Annotated in this window: 16 protein-coding genes; 9 read left to right on the top strand and 7 right to left on the bottom strand. The window is 74.3% G+C overall.

Going from position 1 to position 18,894, the window contains the following annotated elements; translation table 11 throughout:
* Positions 1 to 223: 223 nt before the first annotated feature.
* The gene (locus AB0927_RS28150) at positions 224 to 1,201 is read left to right on the top strand and encodes an acyl-ACP desaturase (protein ID WP_366670538.1); all 978 of its coding nucleotides are present in this window, start codon (positions 224 to 226) and stop codon (positions 1,199 to 1,201) included.
* A 49-nt stretch (positions 1,202 to 1,250) separates the two neighbouring features.
* On the opposite strand, the gene AB0927_RS28145 is transcribed toward AB0927_RS28150, so the two are convergent.
* Entirely contained in the window at positions 1,251 to 1,496 is a 246-nt protein-coding gene (locus AB0927_RS28145; RefSeq protein WP_366670537.1) for a WhiB family transcriptional regulator, read from the bottom strand.
* A 257-nt stretch (positions 1,497 to 1,753) separates the two neighbouring features.
* Between AB0927_RS28145 and AB0927_RS28140 the strand changes: the two genes are divergently transcribed.
* On the top strand, positions 1,754 to 2,533 hold the full coding sequence (locus tag AB0927_RS28140) for a VOC family protein (RefSeq protein WP_366670536.1): 780 nt from the start codon (positions 1,754 to 1,756) through the stop codon (positions 2,531 to 2,533).
* Positions 2,534 to 2,540: 7 nt separating this feature from the next.
* On the opposite strand, the gene AB0927_RS28135 is transcribed toward AB0927_RS28140, so the two are convergent.
* Both AB0927_RS28135 and ligD read right to left on the bottom strand, forming a co-directional pair.
* On the bottom strand, positions 2,541 to 3,647 hold the full coding sequence (locus AB0927_RS28135) for a LacI family DNA-binding transcriptional regulator (protein ID WP_366670535.1): 1,107 nt from the start codon (positions 3,645 to 3,647) through the stop codon (positions 2,541 to 2,543).
* 76 nt (positions 3,648 to 3,723) lie between these two features.
* Complete coding sequence (gene ligD, locus AB0927_RS28130) at positions 3,724 to 4,743, bottom strand: non-homologous end-joining DNA ligase (protein WP_366670534.1); 1,020 nt, start codon at positions 4,741 to 4,743, stop codon at positions 3,724 to 3,726.
* 74 nt (positions 4,744 to 4,817) lie between these two features.
* Between ligD and AB0927_RS28125 the strand changes: the two genes are divergently transcribed.
* Positions 4,818 to 5,894, top strand: a complete 1,077-nt coding sequence (locus AB0927_RS28125; protein WP_366670533.1) for an ATP-dependent DNA ligase — start codon at positions 4,818 to 4,820, stop codon at positions 5,892 to 5,894.
* A gap of 37 nt (positions 5,895 to 5,931) precedes the next feature.
* Here AB0927_RS28125 and AB0927_RS28120 read toward each other — a convergent pair whose 3' ends face one another.
* Positions 5,932 to 7,122, bottom strand: a complete 1,191-nt coding sequence (locus AB0927_RS28120) for a zinc-dependent alcohol dehydrogenase (protein WP_366670532.1) — start codon at positions 7,120 to 7,122, stop codon at positions 5,932 to 5,934.
* 271 nt (positions 7,123 to 7,393) lie between these two features.
* On the opposite strand from AB0927_RS28120, the gene AB0927_RS28115 reads away from it, so the two are divergent.
* Positions 7,394 to 8,317, top strand: coding sequence for a DUF3048 domain-containing protein (locus AB0927_RS28115; RefSeq protein WP_366670531.1), 924 nt, complete (start codon positions 7,394 to 7,396; stop codon positions 8,315 to 8,317).
* A 22-nt stretch (positions 8,318 to 8,339) separates the two neighbouring features.
* Here AB0927_RS28115 and AB0927_RS28110 read toward each other — a convergent pair whose 3' ends face one another.
* Positions 8,340 to 11,018, bottom strand: a complete 2,679-nt coding sequence (locus AB0927_RS28110) for an AAA family ATPase (RefSeq protein WP_366670530.1) — start codon at positions 11,016 to 11,018, stop codon at positions 8,340 to 8,342.
* Between the two features lie 171 nt (positions 11,019 to 11,189).
* On the opposite strand from AB0927_RS28110, the gene AB0927_RS28105 reads away from it, so the two are divergent.
* From AB0927_RS28105 to AB0927_RS28095, 3 genes are all read left to right on the top strand, one after another.
* Positions 11,190 to 12,488 carry an MFS transporter gene (locus AB0927_RS28105; protein WP_366670529.1) on the top strand — a complete coding sequence of 433 codons (1,299 nt, stop codon included), beginning with the start codon at positions 11,190 to 11,192 and terminating at the stop codon, positions 12,486 to 12,488.
* Positions 12,479 to 13,651 carry an anhydro-N-acetylmuramic acid kinase gene (locus tag AB0927_RS28100; protein ID WP_366670528.1) on the top strand — a complete coding sequence of 391 codons (1,173 nt, stop codon included), beginning with the start codon at positions 12,479 to 12,481 and terminating at the stop codon, positions 13,649 to 13,651. The genes AB0927_RS28105 and AB0927_RS28100 overlap by 10 nt, the downstream gene beginning before the upstream one ends.
* A gap of 113 nt (positions 13,652 to 13,764) precedes the next feature.
* Positions 13,765 to 15,045, top strand: coding sequence for a DUF2510 domain-containing protein (locus tag AB0927_RS28095; protein ID WP_366670527.1), 1,281 nt, complete (start codon positions 13,765 to 13,767; stop codon positions 15,043 to 15,045).
* A 156-nt stretch (positions 15,046 to 15,201) separates the two neighbouring features.
* On the opposite strand, the gene AB0927_RS28090 is transcribed toward AB0927_RS28095, so the two are convergent.
* Positions 15,202 to 15,816: a TetR/AcrR family transcriptional regulator gene (locus AB0927_RS28090; protein WP_366670526.1), complete on the bottom strand. Its 615-nt coding sequence runs from the start codon at positions 15,814 to 15,816 to the stop codon at positions 15,202 to 15,204.
* Between the two features lie 255 nt (positions 15,817 to 16,071).
* Here AB0927_RS28090 and AB0927_RS28085 point away from each other — a divergent pair, with 255 nt between their 5' ends.
* Both AB0927_RS28085 and AB0927_RS28080 read left to right on the top strand, forming a co-directional pair.
* Complete coding sequence (locus AB0927_RS28085) at positions 16,072 to 16,872, top strand: phosphatase PAP2 family protein (protein WP_366670525.1); 801 nt, start codon at positions 16,072 to 16,074, stop codon at positions 16,870 to 16,872.
* A complete protein-coding gene (locus tag AB0927_RS28080) occupies positions 16,869 to 17,876 on the top strand; it encodes a hypothetical protein (protein WP_366670524.1) in 1,008 nt (335 codons plus the stop codon). Before AB0927_RS28085 ends, AB0927_RS28080 begins: the two co-directional genes overlap by 4 nt.
* A 103-nt stretch (positions 17,877 to 17,979) precedes the next feature.
* Here AB0927_RS28080 and AB0927_RS28075 read toward each other — a convergent pair whose 3' ends face one another.
* Positions 17,980 to 18,855 carry a phospholipid scramblase-related protein gene (locus AB0927_RS28075; protein WP_366670523.1) on the bottom strand — a complete coding sequence of 292 codons (876 nt, stop codon included), beginning with the start codon at positions 18,853 to 18,855 and terminating at the stop codon, positions 17,980 to 17,982.
* Between the last annotated feature and the right edge of the window lie 39 nt (positions 18,856 to 18,894).

Raw genomic sequence — 18,894 nt, 5'->3', positions numbered from 1 at the left:
GGGTGAGCCCTCCTCGGAACGGCCCCGGGACCGCTGCGTCCCGGGGCCGTTCCGTGTGCCCGAACGCCCCGGTCGCGCCGCTGAGCTGGGATCTCTTACGGCACCCTTAACCTACGGTTTCGTAACCTACGGTTTCGTAGCTTACGATCACGCAGGTTTCCCGGCACCGCTCGCCGGTACCCCCTTTGTGCTCTCCCCCGTTCGGCGTCCCCCTGGAGTTTCCGTGACGATCACCTCTTCCCACCTCGGCAGCCCGTCCGTGTGGACCGACGCCCGGTTGCTGTACGCGCTGGAGGAAGTGGTGGAGGGCGAGTTGAACCGGCATCTGAAGGTCGCCAAGGACTGGATGCCGCACGAGTACGTGCCCTGGGGCGACGGGCGCAACTTCCCGGCCCTGTTCGAGGACGGGGAGGCCTGGGCCAAGGACCAGTCCAAGGTGACCGACATCGGCCGTACCGCCCTGGTGGTCAACCTGCTGACCGAGGACAACCTGCCCAGCTACCACCACGAGATCGCCAGCCTGTTCGGCCGCGACGGCGCCTGGGGCACCTGGGTGCACCGCTGGACGGCCGAGGAGGGCCGGCACGGCATCGTGATGCGGGACTACCTGCTCGCCTCGCGCGCGGTGGACCCGGACCAGCTTGAGCGGTTCCGCATGGCCCACATGAGCGAGGGCTTCGAGTCGGACAACCGGCACTCGATGCTGCACTCGGTCGCCTACGTCGCCTTCCAGGAGCTGGCCACCAGGATCTCGCACCGCAACGCCGGCCATCAGTCCGGCGACCCGGTGTGCGACCGCATGCTCGCCCGGATCGCGACCGACGAGAACCTGCACATGGTGTTCTACCGCAACCTGCTCAAGGCGGCGTTCGACCTCGCGCCCGACCTGACGATGCGGGCCGTGCGGGACGTCGTCGTCGGCTTCCGGATGCCCGGACACGGCATCCCCGGCTTCGAGCGGGCCGCCGCGCAGATGGCGATCGGCGAGGTCTACAACCTGCGCATCCACCACGACGACGTGCTCCAGCCGGTACTGCGCTTCCTGAAGGTCATGGAGCTGGACGGCCTCGGCCCCGAGGGCCGCGAGGCGCAGGAGGAACTCGGCCTGTTCATGGGCGGCCTGGACGCGGAGGCGAGCCGGTTCGACGAGAAGCTGGCGGCGCGCAAGGCGCGGATGGCGGCGCGGGACGCCGGCCGCTGAGCGAGGCGGTCACCGCGAGGACCGGCCCTCGGCCAGGGCGGGCGGCCGGTCAGCCGGAGGTGCGGCGCAGGGCGAGGCGTTCCTTCTCGGACAGCCCGCCCCAGACGCCGAAGCGCTCGTCGTTGGCGAGCGCGTACGCCAGGCAGGCCGGGCGCAGCTCGCACATCCCGCAGATGCGCTTCGCCTCGCGCACCGAGCTGCCGGGCTCGGGGAAGAAGAAGTCCGGCCCGGTCTGCGCGCACAGGGCCTGCGCCTGCCAGGTCCGGTCGGCCGGGGTGATGGTGTCGGAGTGCATGGCCAAGATCGTGCCGTCCGGCGAAAAACGTTCGATCAACGCGCGCTCAACGCCGCCGTCCGGGTCCCCGGCCGCCTCGATGATGCTCCCCGGGGCCGCTCGGTTGCACGGCGGCGCGCGGAATTTCCTATGACTCGGGGGACGGACCGGATCACCGTGGGTGAGGGCCCGGCCCGGCGGCGCTCCGGCGGCGATCGCCGGTGGGCGGTGCCAGACTCGGCAGAGCACGGGACGGGACCCCTTCGAGGAGGTCGGCAATGCTCACCACCGATTTCGTCAACGGCGCGCCGAACTGGCTCGACATCGGCGCCCCGGACTTCGACGCCGCCTGCTCCTTCTACGGCGGCCTCTTCGGCTGGCGCTTCGAGTCGGCCGGCCCGGACGCCGGGGGCTACGGCTTCTTCCGGCTGGACGGGCGGACCGTCGCGGGTGGCATGCGGCGCGACCCGGAACAGGGCCCGCCGTCCTGGACCCTGTACTTCCGGAGCGAGGACGCCGCGGCGAGTGCCGAGGCGGCCGAACAGGCTCACGGCCGTGTGCTGTTCGGGCCGGTCGACGTGCTGGGCCAAGGGCACATGGCGGTCCTCACCGACCAGGCGGGCGCGCCGTTCGGGATCTGGCAGCCCGGCCGGACACGGGGCGTGGACGTGGCGAACGCGCCGGGCGCGCTGTGCTGGGCCGAACTGCACACCCCGGACATCGCGGCCGCCGCCGCCTTCTACCACCGGGTGCTCGGCCTGGAGACGTCCGGCGTGTCCTTCCCCGGCGGCACGTACACCTGCGTCAACCCGGCGGGCGCCGGGCCGGACGCGATGTTCGGCGGGATGGTGCCGTCGGCTCGGGCGGGGGACGAGCCGTACTGGCTGCCGTACTTCGAGGTCGAGGACACCGATGCCGTCGCGGCCGAGGGCCGGCGGCTCGGCGGGGAGGTGCTGGTGCCGCCGACGGCGGTCGAGGGGGTGGGCCGCATCGCGCGGCTCCGCGATCCGGGCGGGGCGCGGTTCGCGGTGATCCGGAGTGAGCAGAGGCGGGGGTGAGCCGGGATCAGGCCGATGCCCGGCGTATCAGCGTGGTCGGCAGGATCACGCCGGATCCCGGAGCCGGGACCGTCGGGCCGTCGCCGTCCGGGGAGGGGGCGCCGGGAGCGAGGGTGCCGGGGGCGAGGGCGCCCGGGGCGGGGGCGCCGTGCAGCAGGAGGCGGGCCATCAGGCGGCCCATGCCCTCGATGTCCTGACGGACCGTGGTCAGCGGCGGGTCGGACTGCTCGGCCAGCGGCAGCATGTCGTCGAAGCCGACCACGGCCACGTCCTCGGGCACGCGCCGGCCCCGCTCCCGCAGCACGCGCAGCGCGCCCAGCGCGGTGAGGTCGTTCGCGGCGAACACGGCGTCCACGTCGGGGCGGCGGCCCAGCAGTTCCCGCATGGCCCGCTCGCCGCCGGCCGGGGTGAAGTCGCTCTCCACGACCAGCGCGGGATCGCCGGCGACGCTCCCGCCCGCCGTCTCGGCCATGACGTCCCGGTAGCCGTCGAGCCGGTCCACCGCCGAGGTCTGGTCCAGGGCACCGGTGATGTGCGCGATCCGGGTCCGGCCGAGCCCGACGAGATGGCGCACGGCGGTGCGCGCGCCGCCCCGGTTGTCGGTGTCCACGTACACCGGGGTGCCGGTACGGTCCCGCCAGCCCGGCCGGCCGCCGAACACGGTGGGCACCCCGGCGTCGTGGATGAGTCCGGGCAGCGGATCGTCCAGGTGCAGGGAGAAGACCAGCGCTCCGTCGACATGGCCCCCGGCGAGATACCGGCCCACCCGCGTGTGGTCGTCCCGGCCCTCGGTGAGCAGCAGCACCAACTGGTTGTCGTGCGCGGTCAGTTCCTTGCTGATGCCGCGCAACTGTAGGGCGAAGAAGGGGTCGGTGAAGACCCTGGTCCCCGGTTCGGCGATGACGACGGCGACGGCGTCGTGCCGCTTCGTGACGAGGCTGCGCGCCGCCTGGTTGGGCACGTAGCCGAGTTCCGCCACGGCCCGCCGGACCCGCGCGGCCAGCGGCTCCCGGACGCCGTACCCGCCGTTGACCACCCGTGACACGGTGGCCCTGGACACCCCGGCCCGCGCGGCCACGGCCTCCAGCGTGGGACGCGACACTGCCTCGGGCACCGGGGGCCTCCCTCGTCGGCCGGTTGCCGCCCAGGATAACGAGGGCGGGGTGCCCGGCGGGGAGTGCCGGACGCCGTCAGGACGCCGGGTGCCCGCGGGCACGGCTCGGCTGGACGCGGCTGGGTTCGCCGGGCATCTTCGGGTATTCCGGCGGGTACGGCAGATCGCCGAGCCCGTGGTCGTGTTCGTCGCGGCTGGCCAGCTCCAGCAGGGCGTCCAGGGAGTAGGCGTGGTCGTCCATGTCGGCGTGCACGTCGCCGAGTTCGGCGAACCGGGCCGGCATGGTGACCAGGTCGAAGTCGCGCGGATGGGCGGAGCCGACCTCCGCCCAGCGCAGGGGCGCGGAGACGGGGGCGTGCGGGCGGGGCCGTACCGAGTAGGCGGAGGCGATGGTGCGGTCGCGGGCGGTCTGGTTGTAGTCGAGGAAGATCCGGGCGCCGCGCTCCTCCTTCCACCACTTGATGGTGACCTGTTCGGGCATCCGGCGTTCCATCTCCCGGCCGACCGCGATGGCGGCGCGCCGGACCTGGGTGAAGGTCCAGCGGGGTTCGATGGGCACGAAGACGTGCAGCCCCCGGCCCCCGGAGGTCTTCGGCCAGCCGCGCAGCCCGCCGAACTCGTCGAGGACGGCGCGTAGTTCGTGGGCGGCGCGGACAGCGTCCGTGTAGTCGGTGCCGGGCTGCGGGTCGAGGTCGATGCGGAGTTCGTCGGGGTGGTCGACGTCGCCGGAGCGCACCGGCCAGGGGTGGAAGGTGAGGGTGCCGTACTGGGCGGCCCACACCACGGCGGCCTCCTCGGTGGGGCACATCTCGTCGGCGCTGCGGCCGCTGGGGAAGGTGATGTGGGCGGTCGGGATCCAGCCGGGCATGCCCTTGGGGGCGCGTTTCTGGAAGAACCAGTCGCCCTCGATGCCGTCCGGGTAGCGCTCCAGGGTGGTGGGGCGGTCGCGCAGGGCGCGCAGGATGCCGGGGCCGACCGCGATGTAGTACCGCGCGAGGTCCAGCTTGGTGAAGCCCCGCTCCGGGAAGAACACCTTGTCCGGGCTGGACAGCCGTACCGTCCGCCCGGCCGCCTCCAGTTCCACCGCTTCGGCCATGCGGCCACCGTAGGCGCCCCCCGCGCGGCGCGCACACCGGGCGCACACGGGCCCGTACGCGCAGAATCGGAGCCATGGAGCTGCCCGTCATGCCGCCCGTGAAGCCGATGCTCGCCAAGTCGGTGGCGCGCATCCCGCCGGGCATGCACTACGAGGCGAAGTGGGACGGGTTCCGTTCGATCGTGTTCCGCGACGGCCCCGAGATCGAGCTGGGCAGCCGCACCGGCAAGCCGCTGACCAGGTATTTTCCCGAGCTGGTCGAGGCACTCGGGGAGCGGGTGCCCAGCCGCTGCGTGCTGGACGGGGAGATCGTGATCGCGCGGGGCGGGCGGCTGGACTTCGACGCGCTGACCGAGCGGATCCACCCGGCCGCCTCCCGGGTGCGGACGCTCGCGGAGCGGACCCCGGCGTCCTTCGTCGCCTTCGACCTGCTGGCGCTGGACGACCACGCCCTGCTGGACGTGCCGCTCACCGACCGCCGGGCGCTGCTGGACCGGGCCCTCGCCGGTGCCACGCCGCCGGTTCACCTGGCGCCCGCGACGAGGGACCTCGCGGTGGCCGGGCAGTGGTTCGAGCGCTTCGAGGGCGCCGGGCTCGACGGGATCGTGGCCAAGCCGCTCGACCTGCGCTACCGGCAGGACGAACGGGCCATGTTCAAGATCAAGCACGAACGCACGGCCGATGTCGTGGTGGCCGGCTACCGCCTGCACAAGAGCGGCCCGGTGGTGGGCTCGCTGCTGCTGGGCCTGTACGACGAGGAGGGCCGGCTCCAGCACGTGGGCGTCTCGGCCGCCTTCGCCATGAAGCGGCGCGCCGAACTGGTGGAGGAACTGGCACCGCTGCGGATGGACGACGTCACCGGGCACCCCTGGGCGGCCTGGTCCGAGGAGGCCGCGCACGAGACGGCCCGGCTGCCGGGCGCGCCGAGCCGCTGGTCGGGGAAGAAGGACCTGTCCTGGGTGCCGCTGCGCCCCGAGCGGGTGGCCGAGGTGGCCTACGACCACATGGAGAACGGGCAGCGCTTCCGGCACACCGCCCGTTTCCGCCGCTGGCGCCCCGACCGGACGCCCGAAAGCTGCACATACGCCCAGCTTGAGGAGCCGGTGCGGTACGACCTCGCGGAGATCCTCGGGGAGAGGGACCGGGACTGAGCCGAGGCCCCCCGAGCCGCGCCTCGTGAGCCGCCCGCTACGGCTTCATCAGGACCTTGATCGCGCCGTCCTCCTTGTGCTGGAACATCTGGTAGGCGTGCGGCGCCTCGGACAGCGGCACCCGGTGCGTGGCGAAGTCCTCGACGCCGAGCGGGTCCTCGTCGGTGAGGTACGGCATGATCTGGTCGCTCCAGCGGCGGACGTTGGCCTGGCCCATGCGCATCTGGATCTGCTTGTCGAACAGGGTGAGCAGCGGGATCGGGTCGGCCATGCCGCCGTACACGCCGCTGAGCGAGATGGTGCCGCCCCGGCGTACCAGCTCGATCGCCATGTACAGCGCGCCGAGCCGGTCGACGCTGAAGCGCTCCGCGAGGGGCGCGCCGATCGCGCGCGGCATGAGGGCGGTGGCCTGCTGGGCCAGCCGCGCGGCCGCGCTGCCGTGCGCCTCGGTGCCCACGGCGTCGATCACCGCGTCCGGGCCCCGGCCGCCGGTCGCCTCCTGGATCGCGTGGACCAGCGTCTTCTCGTCGTCGAAGGCCCGCAGGTCGTACGTCTTCACGCCCCGCCGGTTCGCCCGCGCGAGCCGTTCGGGCACGAGGTCGATACCGAAGACCTGTTCGGCGCCCCGGGCCAGCGCGATCCGGCAGCTCATGTCGCCGATCGGGCCGAGGCCGAGCACCGCGACGCTGCCGCCGGGCGGGACCGCCGCGTACTCGACCGCCTGCCAGGCGGTGGGCAGCACGTCGGAGAGATAGACGAAGCGGTCGTCCGGCGGGCCCTCGGGCACCTTGATCGGGCCGAACTGTGCCTGCGGCACCCGCAGGTACTCGGCCTGGGCGCCCGGCACGGCGCCGTACAGCCGGGTGTAGCCGAACAGGGCGGCGCCCATTCCCTCGCCGGTGACCTGGGTGGTCTCGCACTGGGTGGGGAGCCCCGCGCCGCACATGAAGCAGTGCCCGCAGGCGATCTGGAAGGGCACCACGACCCGGTCGCCGGGCCGCAGGTGCGTCACCTCCGGACCGACCTCCTCCACGATGCCCATGGGCTCGTGGCCGAGGATGTCGCCCGGGGTCATGAACGGGGTGAGCACTTCGTACAGATGCAGGTCCGAGCCGCACAGCCCGCTGGAGGTGACGCGGATGACGGCGTCGGTGGGCTCCTCGATCCTCGGGTCGGGTACGTCCTCCACCCGCACGTCCCGCCTGCCCTGCCAGGTGACTGCCTTCATGAGGTCGCGCTCCCTTGGTCGCATGTGCTGGTCGCGTGTACTCGTCGCGCGCGCCGGTCGCGTACGCCGGCCGCTCGGGCGCCGGTTCGCCCCGATGCGCCCGTTTCGCGGTGAGCCCCGGGTACCCGGGCGTCCGGGCACCGAACCTCCTGGTGGGCGCGGTGCGGGTGCGGGCGGGGGCGGAGCGGGTATCACCCGCGTGCGCGGCACGATCGGATGACGGACGGGGCGTGGCGAGGTGGGCGGAAAACGGGGTCCCGGCAGGGGTGTGGTGGCGGCGGTCGTCCTGGCCGCCGCCCTGGCAGCGGGCTGCGCCGGACCCGGCGGCCGGCCCGACGGCGGTCCGGTCCCGACGGCGTCGCCCGCCGCCACCCCCGCGGGCGGCTCCCCGCTGGCCGTGAAGATCGACAACGTGCCGGCGGCCCGGCCCCAGACCGGCCTCGACGCGGCCGACGTGGTGTACGTGGAGCAGGTCGAGGGCGGTCTGAGCCGGCTGATGGCGGTGTACGCGAGCAGGCTGCCCGAGGTCGTCGGGCCGGTGCGCAGCGCCCGTGAGTCCGATCTGGAGCTGCTCCGCCAGTTCGACCGGCCGTATCTGGCCTTCTCCGGCGCCCAGCGCGCACTGCTGCCGCTGATCGACCGGGCGCCGGTGCGCCCGGAGCCACCCGACCGGGCGTCCGGCGCCTACTACCGGGACAGCGCGCGGTCCGCGCCGCACGACCTCTGTCTGCGCCCCGCGCGCCTGCTGCGTTCCGCCCCCGGCCAGGGCGCGCTGACCACGGGCTTCCGCTACGGCCCCGCCCCCTCCGGGGGCACCCCGGTGGCCTCGCGCACCGTGCGCTATCCGGCGGCCCGCTTCACCTTCACCTGGTCCGCGCCCCGGCACGGCTGGCTGATCACGACGGACGGCACCCCCACGGTCACCACGGACGGCCCCCGGCCGGCCCCGCCGACGGTCGTCGTCCAGTACGTCGGCATCCATGACTCGCCGTACCACGACGTCCTCGGCAACCCCACCCCCTTCACCGAGACGGTCGGCTCCGGGCGGGCGGAGGTGCTGCGCGACGGGCGCTCCTACGCCGCCACCTGGTCACGGCCGGCGGCGGACGGCGGTACGGCGTTCACCGGACCGGACGGCGAACCGCTGGACTTCGCCGCCGGGCAGGTGTGGGTGGTGTTCGCGCGGGCGCGGTGAACGTCCCGGCGCCGGCCGGGAGTCAGCTGGCCCGGCCGGTCTCCAGCGCCCGTCTCGCCTGTGCCGCCAGGCCGTCGGCCCCGCAGGAGCGGGCCAGGTCGAGGCCCCGGTGCAGGTCGGCGGCGGAGCGGGCGAGGATGCCGTACTCGATGCGGGCGGCCGCGTGTTCGTACTGGGAGGGTGAGGCCTCCAGATAGGTGACCGCGCGGCCCGCGAGCTGGAGTGCGCGGCTGCCGGTTTCCAGGACGGCGGCGCAGCGCAGGGCCTCGCCGATGGCGGTGTCGGTGCCGAAGCGCTCGGCCTGCCGGCGGGCGTCGGCGGCGAGCCGCCTGCTGCGGGCCGGGTCCTGGTCCGCGAGGGCCCGGGCGAGGTCGACCGACCAGGACGCGAGGACCGGGTTGTGGCCGCCGCGGGAGACGGCGGTCTTCTCGGCGGCCTCCAGCTCGTTGACGCCCTCCTCGGTGCGGCCGACGGCGAGGAGCAGACGGCCGCGCACCGAACGGACGTCGGGCAGCACGATGGTGGAGGGGTAGGGCGGGGCGAAGCCGTACTGTTCGGCGACCGCCCAGGCCTCCTGGACGCGGCCGCGGGCGAGCAGGGTGTCGACCAGGCCGCAGGTGGCGGACCAGTGCAACGGCAGGCGGCGGCCCACGCGTTCGGCGAGGGCGAGGGCGTCGCGCAGGCTGGTCTCGGCGTCCCTGAGGCGGCCCTGTCTGCGGTAGGCGAGGCCCAGGTAGGCGTTGGCCAGGGAGAGGTGGCCGCCGTGCCAGCCGGCGGCGGTGTAGACGCGCAGGGCCTCGGAGAACAGGCTTTCGGCACGGTCGAGCCGGTCGGTGTAGACGTAGGCGCTGCCGAGCATCAGCAGCAGCTCGACGCCCCATTCCCGGTCGGTCCAGCCGAGTCCGGGCGCGAGCCGGCCGTTGACGAGGGCCCGGTCGCACAGGTCGACGATCTCGGCGGCGCTCTCGCCGTGCGTCATGGCGTCGAAGCCGCGCAGGATCAGCAGCGCGCGTTCGGTGTTGTCGCGGCCGGTGCAGGTGGCGGCGAGTTCGGCGAGGCCGCGGGAGCGGGCCGGGGCGGCGGTCTCGCCGTGGATGCCCTCCCACATGTACTGGAAGGCCTGCAGGCGCAACCGCACGGGCCCCGGTTCGTGCCGGGCGGCCTCGGCCTCGATGGTGCGCGCGGCCTCCTCCGGCTGGTTGTTGTGGAGCAGTGCCTGGGAGAGGCGGACCACGGCGTCGACGCGGTCGCGGCCGTCGAGACCGCGCATGCCGAGGGCGCTGCGCAGATGGCCGAGGGTGACGGCGGGCGCGGTCAGCAGGGTGGCGCAGCCGAGTTCGTACAGGACGTGGGCGTGGATGTCGGGGCGGGGCGGCTCCTCCAGCGCGCGTTCGAGACAGACGCGGGCGGCGTCGGGCGCGCCGACGGCGAGGTGTTCCCGGGCGGCCTCACGCAGCCGCTCGACCAGTGTCTCGTCGGCCTCCGGGTGGACTTCGAGCAGGTGCCGGGCGGCCTCGGCGGCACTCCGGCCCAGCTCGGTCAGGATCTCGGCGGCGACGCCGTGCATGGCGGTGCACATGCCCGGCGGAATGGAGTTGTAGACGGCGGAGGCGATGAGCGGGTGCACGAACTCCAGCTCGCCGTGCAGGGGTTCGGCGGCCGAGGGCCCGGGGGTGGTGAGGATGCGGGCGGTGCGCAGCAGGCCGGCGCAGTGCCGGGCGGTGTCCTCGTCCATGGTGGCGAGGCGGGCGGCCGACTCCAGGGTGATGCCGGTGCCGAGGACGGCGGCGGCCCAGGCGAACTGGGTGGCCTGGAGGCCGAGTTCCTTGATCCGGTCGACCAGTCCGCCGCCGCGGGCGGCGCGGTTCAGGGCGCGGAGTTCCCCGGCGCGGGCCTCCACCGGCGCCAGTTCGCTCTCCTGCACCTTGGCGAGGAGTTCGACGGCGTCGTACGGGTTGCCCGCGGTAACGGCCCAGACCTCGCGGCAGAACGCGTCGTCGGCGTGCCGGCCGAGGGTGGCGCGGGTGAGTCCGGCCGCGGCGTCGGGGGTGAGGGCGCGCAGGTTGTTGACGGGGCGGCCCGCGGCGGCGGCGACCGCGTCGAGGTGGCGGGCGCTCTCCCCGCTGACGTCGCCGGGCCGGCGGGCGACCACGACGAGGACGGACAGGTCGTGCAGGCGTTCGGCGAAGGCGGCGAGCCAGCGCAGGGTCTCCTGGTCGGCCCAGTGCGCGTCGTCGATCAGCAGCACGAGCGGCCATTCGCGGCGGGCGAGCCGGCGCACGGCGGCGACGAGGCCGTCGCACACGTACTGCGGGTCGGCGCTCTCCTCCGGCGGTGCGGCGATACCGAGGGCGGGGCCCGCGATCTCGTACCGGTCGCCGAGGTACTCGCGGGCCTCCTCGGGCAGCAGCGACAGCAGCGCGGGCTGGAGCAACTGCCGGACGACGTTGAAGGGGACGGACCGCAGCGTCTCGGCGCCGCGCGTGTGCCACACGGTGCAGCCGCGGTCCTCGGCCATGCGGCGGGTCTCGGCCAGCAGCGCGGTCTTGCCGAGGCCGGCTTCGCCGCGGAAGACCAGCAGACCGCCCGCGGAGGACTCGTCGGCGCGCAGTTCGTCGATGGCCCGCGCGACGGTGGCGAGTTCCGCGTCCCGCTCCCACAGGGGAGCCGAGTCGGCCGCAGGTGGCCGTCCCTCCGTCATCCCGTTCCCTCCCCAGGTCGCCCGAATGACGTACAGACCCCGAGCGTAGCCGTCCGGTGGGATATGTGGTGGCCGGTCGGGGCAGCTCTTGCACCGCCGGGTGAAAGCGCGGGCGGCGGGGCGACGCCGGGCCGCGCCGGTCAGCGGGTCGTCGGCGGACGGAGCGTCAGGGTGACCGAGACGAGGCGGGTTCCGGACGGGCGTACGGGGCGGCGGGGCCCCGGGGTGCGGGCGGTGGCGGCGGGGTCGGTCGGGAACTTCGTGGAGTGGTACGAGTTCGCCGTCTACGGCTTTCTGGCGACCGTTCTCGCCGAGCGTTTCTTCACCCCGGCGGGCGGCGGCGCGGTGGAGGGGCTGGTGCGGACGTACGCCTCCTTCGCGCTCGCGTTCTTCTTCCGGCCGCTCGGCGCGGTCCTGTTCGGCAGGCTGGGCGACCGGTACGGGCGGCGGCCGGTGCTGATCGGGGTGGTGGCGCTGATGTCGGGCGCGACGGCGCTGATCGGCGCGCTGCCGACGTACGGCACCGTGGGCGCCCTCGCGCCCTGGCTGCTCACGCTGCTGCGGATAGTCCAGGGCCTCGCCGCGGGCGGGGAGTTCGGCGGCGCGGTGGCGGTCCTGACGGAGTTCGCACCGCCGGGGCGGCGCGGGCTGTACGGGGCGTGGCAGTCCTTCACGGTGGCGCTGGGGCTGCTGGGCGGCGCGGGGGTGACGGCGGTGACGGCGGCGGTGCTGGGCACGGACCGGCTGTCGGCGTGGGGGTGGCGGCTGCCGTTCCTGCTGGCCGTGCCGCTGGGCCTGCTGGCGCTGTGGCTGCGGACCGGTCTCGCGGAGACGCCGGAGTTCCTCGAACGGCCCGAGTCCGCCGAGGTGCGCCTGGGTTGGGGCGCGCTCGTGCTGGCGGCGGCCCGGGTGACGGGCTGGGCGGCGGCCGGCTACACCTTCCTGGTGGTGCTCCCGTCGTACCTCCAGACGGCGCTGCACACGGGCTTCGGCCAGGCGCTGCTGGCGGCGGCGGTGGCCAACGCGGGGTTCGCCGCGGCGATCCTGCCGGCGGGCGCGCTCAGCGACCGGGTGGGACGGCGACCGGTGCTGCTCGCGGGGGCGGCGCTGGTGGTGGCGACCGCGTTGCCGGTGCTCGGCCTGCTGCGGGATCCCGGCACGTCGCCGACGGCGAAGGCGTTCGCCCTGGCGGGCGCCGGAGCGGTGGTGGGCCTGATGGCGGGCCCCGGCCCCGCCCTCCTCTCCGAGATGTTCCCCTCCCGCGTCCGCTGGACCGGCCTCGGCCTCGCCTACGCCCTGTCCAACGCGGTCTTCTCCGGCTGCGCGGGCCTGATCATCACGGAGGCGGTACGGCGGACCGGCAACCCGGACGTCCCCGGGTACTACGCGGCGGCGGCGTGCGCGGTGAGCGGGGCGGCGCTGCTGAAGAGGGCGCCGCACGAGCGGAACGGGAGGAAACGGTGCGGGTGATCGGGCTGATGTCCGGCACGTCGTACGACGCCGTCGACGCGGCGGCGGCGGACCTGCGGCTGGACGGCGAGACGCTGGTGCTGCGACCGCTCGGGATGGTCGGCGCGCCGTACGAGGAACCGCTGCGCGCGGCGCTCGCGGCGGCGCTGCCGCCCGCGGCGAGCGGGCTGGACGCGGTGTGCCGGCTGGACACCGGGATCGGGCGGGCGTTCGCGGCGGCGGCGGTCCGGGCGGACCGGGAACTATGCGGCGGGCGGGCGGAGTTGGTGGCCTCGCACGGGCAGACGGTCTATCACTGGGTGGCGGACGGGCGGGTGCACGGCACGTTGCAGCTCGGGCAGCCCGCGTGGATCGCGGAGGCGACCGGGCTGCCCGTGGTCGCCGACTTCCGGGCCCGGGACGTCGCGGCGGGCGGGCAGGGCGCGCCCCTGGTCAGCCTGGTCGACCTGCTGTGGCTGCGCGGCCGGCCGGGGCGCCCGGTGGCGCTGAACATCGGGGGCATCGCCAACCTGACCGCACCCGACGGCACCGCCTTCGACACCGGGCCCGGCTGTGCGCTGCTGGACGCGGCGGCAAGGGAGTTCAGCGGCGGGCGGCTGGCCTACGACGCGGACGGCGCCCTCGCCGCGCGCGGCCGTCCCGACCAGCGGCTGCTGGAGCGGCTGCTCGCGGAGCCGTACTACGCCCTGCCGACGCCGCGGACCACCGGCAAGGAGCTGTTCCACGCCGGGTATCTGCGGGCCGCCGGCGCGTTCGACGGAGGCCGCGCGGAGGACGTGCTCGCCACGCTCACCCTGCTGACGGCGCGGACGGTCGCGGACGCGGTGCGGTCCGTCGGCGGGACCGAGGTGATCGCGTCCGGCGGCGGCGTGCGCAACCCGGTGCTGGTGCGCCTGCTTGGGGAGTCGCTCGGCGGGATCCCGCTGCGCTCCTCGGACACGCTGGGGCTGCCCGCCGCCGCGAAGGAGGCGTACGCCTTCGCGGTCCTCGGCTTCCTCACGGCGCACGGTCTGGCGGGCACCGACCCGCGCAGCACGGGGGCGCGGAGGCCGAGCGTGCTGGGGTCGGTGACACCGGGACGGGACGGGTTCCGGCTGCCGGCGCCCGCGACGGACGCGCCGGTGCGGCTGGTGGTGGAAGGCGGGGGCGAAGGACGGGGGTGAAGGGCGGGGAAGGAAATTAGCCGAAGAATTCCGGGGGTCAAATGTCCCGGATCGGCGGGATTGACGGCAGATCCTCTCATCGCACTTTCACTGTTGCCTCATACGGTGGGGCCATGACGCAGGTGACTCCTCCCGGGTGGTACCCCGACCCCGGGCAGACGCATGACGGCCCGCCCACCGAGCGCTGGTGGGACGGCAAGGCCTGGACGGACCGGGTCCGCCCCGCCGGGACGGCCGCGACGTGGGGTCCCCCGGCACAGCCGGCCCCTCCGGAGGACCGGGCGGCGGACGCCGATCAGCCGGCCACGCCCGCGGACCCGGCGCCCCAGGCCGACCCCGCGGCGCAGACAGCGCAGACGGATTCCGTACCGCCCGCCGACCAGGCACCGCGGCACGACCAGGCCCCGCAGCCCGGCCCGGCGCCGCAGGCCCCCTTCCCGGCCGCCGGTCAACTGCCCCCGGCCACCCCCGCCTACGGCGCCTACCCGGGCCAGCAGCCCCCCGCCCAGCAGCCCGGCTACGGCTACCCGGCCTACAGCGGCTACCCCTCCTACCCCGCGCCGCCGCCTCCCCCCTCCCGGAGCGGACTGCGCACCGGCATCGCCGTCACCGCGGCCGTCGCCGTGCTGGCCTGCATCGGGATCGGGGTGTACGCGCTCACCAACAACGACGGTCACAACGGCGACCGCGCCGGGGCGCAGCACGGCGCGAGCGGCGGGCAGGACGGCGGCGGGTCCGGCGGCCCGGGAGGCCCCGGCGGTTCCGGCGGGCAGGACGGTCCGGGCGGCTCGGGCGGCCCGGGCGGTTCGGGCGGCTCCGACGGGCAGTCGCCGTCGCCCGAGCGCTCACCGGCGCCCAAGATCAAGGGCGGCGGGACCGTGCCGGACGCGATCGACGGGATCAGCCTGCCGGTGCCGAAGGGCTGGACCGGGCAGGCGATCAGCGTCGGCGCGCAGGTGACCTCGGACGACACCTACAAGTGCCCGGGCAACACCTCCCAGACGTGCACCGCGGGCGGTGCCTACACCGCGCCCGCCGTGGCGCTGGGCACCGACGGCGAGACCGCGGAGCAGGTCGCGAAGGCGGACATCGCGGCGAACGCGAAGGAGTCGTACGGCGGCAGCACGTACGGCAGCATCACCTCGCACCAGCAACTGGCCGCCCAGGCGGTGACCGTGGCCGGGCAGAAGGGCTACCTGGTGCGCTGGAAGGCCGTCACCGGCAAGGGCGCCGACGGCGTGGTCGAGTCGGTCGCCTTCCCGTCCCCGAACGACGCCCGGCAGATGGTGGTCGTGCGCTTCGGCATCGACGCCGGGAAGGACACGTCGGTCATCGACGAGATCCTGAAGGGGATCAAGGTCTCCTCGGGCGGCGGCAGCGGCCAGAACGTCTGACCTCCGGGAAGCCCGGAGCGAAGAGTTCGGCCGGGTGGGGGCTCCCCTCCGCTCAAGGGGAACCCCCACCCGGCCGGTGGTGCGCGCCGCCCCCGTCCCCACGGTGCGGCGCGATCAGACCGCCGTTCAGTCATCCCGTGAACGGCGGCCTGGGTCTCATTCCAGTCCGAGCGCGGGCAGCACGATGGCCTCCACGAACCGGAACAGGTAGTCGGCGTCGGCGTACTGACCGCTGAGCACGGGCCGCACGCGCAGCACGCCGAACATCACGGCGGGGACGAACTCCAGCGCGGGATGGGCCGCGCCGATCTCCCCGCGCGCCACACCGCGATCGAGCATCTCCTGAAGCGCGGCGATCTCCGGGTGCACCAGCGCCTCGCGCAGCGCCTGGGCCAGCTCCTCGTCCTGGGTCACCGCGGACCCGAGCGCCTGGAGCAGCTTGGTGTCCTTGCCCGACCAGTCGCCCGCGGCCCGCGCGGCCCGGCGCAGGTCCTCGGCGAGCGACCCGGTGTCGATGCCGGCGAAGCGCACCCGGCCCCGGGCGCGCAGCGCGGCGGCCACGAACTGGGGTTTGTTCTTCCACTGCCGGTAAAGGGTGGACTTGCTGCAGCGGGTGCTGGAGGCGATGCCCTCCATGGTCACGGACTCGTAGCCGCACTCGCGGATCTGTTCCAGCACGGCGTCGAAGAACTCCCGCTCACGCTCCGGCGTGATCTTGGAGCGGCGCGAGGCGACGACCGTCTCCGGTCCCTCCGCGGCCTGCGACGTCATGTGGTGCTTCCCCTCACTCGTGGGCGCGGCGCCGTGCCCAGGTTCCAGTGTGTCGCACTTCAATCGATACGCCAGTGTACCGGTACTCCACCGTATCGGTACACTGGCGTATCGGTACACCGGCGTTTCGGTACGGACACGCACCAAAACGTTTCCGCACGTTACCGAAGCGCTGTCGCACCTCAAGACCGACAGCGCCATGCGACTAGACCGACAGCGCCACACATCAAGACCGTCAGCAAAGGGGGCCGGGGGATGACTGCGCTCACCGAGCCTGCCGAGGCAGAACCGGACCCGGACGCGTCCGCGCGTCCGGGTCTCATACGTGAGTTCCTGCTCGTCGTGGGGCTCTTCCTCGTCTACAAGCTCGGCCGGCAACTGGCCACCGGCCACACCGTGCGCGCCTTCCACAACGCCCACCGCGTGTGGGACCTCGAACGGGCCCTGCGCCTCCCCCACGAGACCGCCGTCCAGTCGACTCTGCTGCACGGCGACGCCCTCGTCCGCGCGGCCAACACCTACTACGCGACGGTCCACTTCCCGGCCACCGTCGCCTTCCTGGTGTGGCTCTACGTCCGACGGCCCGCGCACTACGTCTGGGCCCGCCGGATCCTCGCCGTGGTCACCGCCGCCGCGCTGGTGCTGCCCTTCACGTTCCCGCTGGCCCCGCCGCGCATGCTGGCCGGCACCGGCCTGGTGGACACCGCCCGCGTCTACGGCCCCTCCGTGTACGGTCCGCCGGCCCGCGACCATCTCTCCAACCAGTTCGCCGCCATGCCCTCGCTGCACTTCGGCTGGGCGCTGATGGTGGCGATCGGCCTGATCGCCGCGACCCGGTCCCGCCGGCGGTGGCTGTGGCTGCTGCACCCGCTGCTCACCCTGCTGGTGATCGTGGGCACGGCCAACCACTACTGGCTCGACGCGCTCGCCGCGGCCGTCATGCTGGGCGCCGCCCTCGCGCTGATCCATCCGCCGCACCGGACCGCCACCACGGCGGGCCGCGGCACCGGCCGGATCGTCCCGCGCCAGCGGGTCCTGGCGGGAGCGTCCCGGTGAGCGCCGCCGCCCTGGCCGCCGTCGTGCTGTCCCTGGTCTCGTCCGTGGCCTACGCGCTCGCGGCCGTCGCGCAGGAGCGGCTGGCCGCCCGCGGTGCCGGTGCCGCGCTGCCGCGGCTGCTCCGCACGGGCGCCTGGTGGTCCGCGGTCGGCCTGAACGCGGCCGCCGCACTGCTGCACGTCGTGGCTCTCAAGTACGGTCCGCTGACCGTCGTACAGCCGCTCGGCGCCCTCACCCTGGTGGCGGCCGTGCCGCTGGGGGCGCGGGCGGCAGGGCGGCGGGTCAGCGCGGTGGAGTGGCGCGGTACGGCGCTCACGCTGCTCGGGCTCGGCGCGGTGCTGGTCACCGCGTCCGGCCCCGCGCCCTCCCGCGTGCTCAGCCTGCCGGAGGCGCTCGCGGTCGCCGGTACGACCGCCGCCCTCGTCGGCGCCCTGGCCCGGCCCGGTGCCCGGCCCGGACTGCGGCACGCGACCGCGTCGGGGTTCGCCTCGGGGGTGGCCTCGGCGCTCACCCAGACGGTGACCGTGGCCGCCACCGACCGTTCGGGTCCGGTGCTGAGCCTTGAGGTGATCGTGGTCGCGGTGCTCGTCGCGGCGTTCGCGGCCGGCGGGCTGCTGCTGTCGCAGACCGCCTACCGCGGCGGCCTGGGCGCCCCGCTGGCGGTCGTCACCCTGGCCAACCCGGTGGCCGCCGCACTGATCGGGCTCACCCTGCTCGGGCAGGGCCTCACCGGCGGCGCGGGCGGTGTGCTGCTGGCGCTCGCCGGGGCGGGTCTCGCCGCCCGGGGCGTGCTGCTGCTCACCCGGGTCACCAGGGAACCAAGCAAGGCAGACGAAGCGGACGAAGCAGATGAAACGGCCGAAGCGGCCGAAGCGGCGCCGCCGGGCGAGCACCCGGTGGCCGCGGTGCTCGCCCTGCGGCCGGACACGGCGGCGGCCGAGCCCGCCCTGCGGCCCCGGCTGCCGGAACAGCCCGGACGCCTCACTGCTCGGTGCCGTCGCTGACGCAGACGTCGGCGGCCGGTGCGCGCTTCCTCGCGTGCCCCGGCCGCCGTGGCCGTACTCGGTGTTCTCCGCCGTGCGGTGCGTGCCCCCGTACGGGACCCGATCAGTTCCAGCCCCGCGAGTCCTGCTTGAGCGCGGTGTCGACGGTCAGGGCCGTCGCGACCACCAGGCTCAGCAGCGGCTCGGGCAGCTGGTAGTGGATCTGGAGGACGTAGTTGTCCGCGCTGGTGAACAGCGTCTTGGCGAGGCCCTCCCAGGTCTTGGTGATCCGGGCCACCTCGTTGTCCGTGTGGTCGACGATCGCGAAGTTCCAGGCCCGCCAGTTCTCCGCCTTGATCGCGCCGACCTGCTGGCCGTTCACGTTCATCGCGAAGTTGATCTTGCCGATCATGTTCTGCTGGACGATCTCGCCGACCTGCGAGCCGTCCGGGCGGGACACGATCACCCGGGACTTGAATATCTTCGCGGGCCGGGTCAGCAGAAGCTGCGGCTGGCCGTAGGCGTCGCGGATCTCCAGCTTGTGGGTCAGGAACTGGTCCCAGCTGGAGACGAAGCGCAGGATCTTGCGCAGCACGCCCTGCCCCACCTCGGTCACCGAGCCGAGCTCGCGGCCGTGCTGGTCCATGACCTTGTACTCGTTGGTCAGCTCGATCAGCTTGGCCTTCTGGTTCACCACCAGCACCGGCTCGGTGAACAGGGTGCCGCCGCCGGGGCCGCCGGCCACGACCCCGGCCTGCTGCTGCACCTGGCGCTGCACCCGGGCGTCGGGCGCCTGCTGCTGCGGGAACTGCTGCTGCGGCACGGCCTGCTGGGCCTGCTGCTGCGGCATGCCCTGCGGGGCCTGCTGGGCCTGCGGGGCCTGCTGGGCCTGGTTGTTGGTGTGCTCGGTCCACTGGGTTCCGTCCCAGTAGCGGAGCGTCTGAGGCGCCCCGTTCGGGTCCGGGTACCAGCCTGCAGGAGTGTTTGATTGCGTGGTCACCGGGGCACACTACCCTGCTCTGACCGGTACCTGACCAGC

This window comes from Streptomyces sp. NPDC048106, from assembly GCF_040706415.1.
Lineage (GTDB): Bacteria > Actinomycetota > Actinomycetes > Streptomycetales > Streptomycetaceae > Streptomyces.
This window is presented reverse-complemented; position numbering and strand designations above follow the sequence as displayed.

What these genes read in the sequence shown, in the direction of transcription:
- AB0927_RS28125 (WP_366670533.1), top strand. Translation starts at nt 4,818, where the DNA reads ATGGAGCTGCCCGTCATGCCGCCCGTGAAGCCGATGCTCGCCAAGTCG.
- AB0927_RS28140 (WP_366670536.1), top strand. Translation starts at nt 1,754, where the DNA reads ATGCTCACCACCGATTTCGTCAACGGCGCGCCGAACTGGCTCGACATC.
- AB0927_RS28120 (WP_366670532.1), bottom strand. Translation starts at nt 7,122, where the DNA reads ATGAAGGCAGTCACCTGGCAGGGCAGGCGGGACGTGCGGGTGGAGGAC.
- AB0927_RS28090 (WP_366670526.1), bottom strand. Translation starts at nt 15,816, where the DNA reads ATGACGTCGCAGGCCGCGGAGGGACCGGAGACGGTCGTCGCCTCGCGC.
- AB0927_RS28145 (WP_366670537.1), bottom strand. Translation starts at nt 1,496, where the DNA reads ATGCACTCCGACACCATCACCCCGGCCGACCGGACCTGGCAGGCGCAG.
- AB0927_RS28095 (WP_366670527.1), top strand. Translation starts at nt 13,765, where the DNA reads ATGACGCAGGTGACTCCTCCCGGGTGGTACCCCGACCCCGGGCAGACG.
- AB0927_RS28085 (WP_366670525.1), top strand. Translation starts at nt 16,072, where the DNA reads ATGACTGCGCTCACCGAGCCTGCCGAGGCAGAACCGGACCCGGACGCG.
- ligD (WP_366670534.1), bottom strand. Translation starts at nt 4,743, where the DNA reads ATGGCCGAAGCGGTGGAACTGGAGGCGGCCGGGCGGACGGTACGGCTG.
- AB0927_RS28110 (WP_366670530.1), bottom strand. Translation starts at nt 11,018, where the DNA reads ATGACGGAGGGACGGCCACCTGCGGCCGACTCGGCTCCCCTGTGGGAG.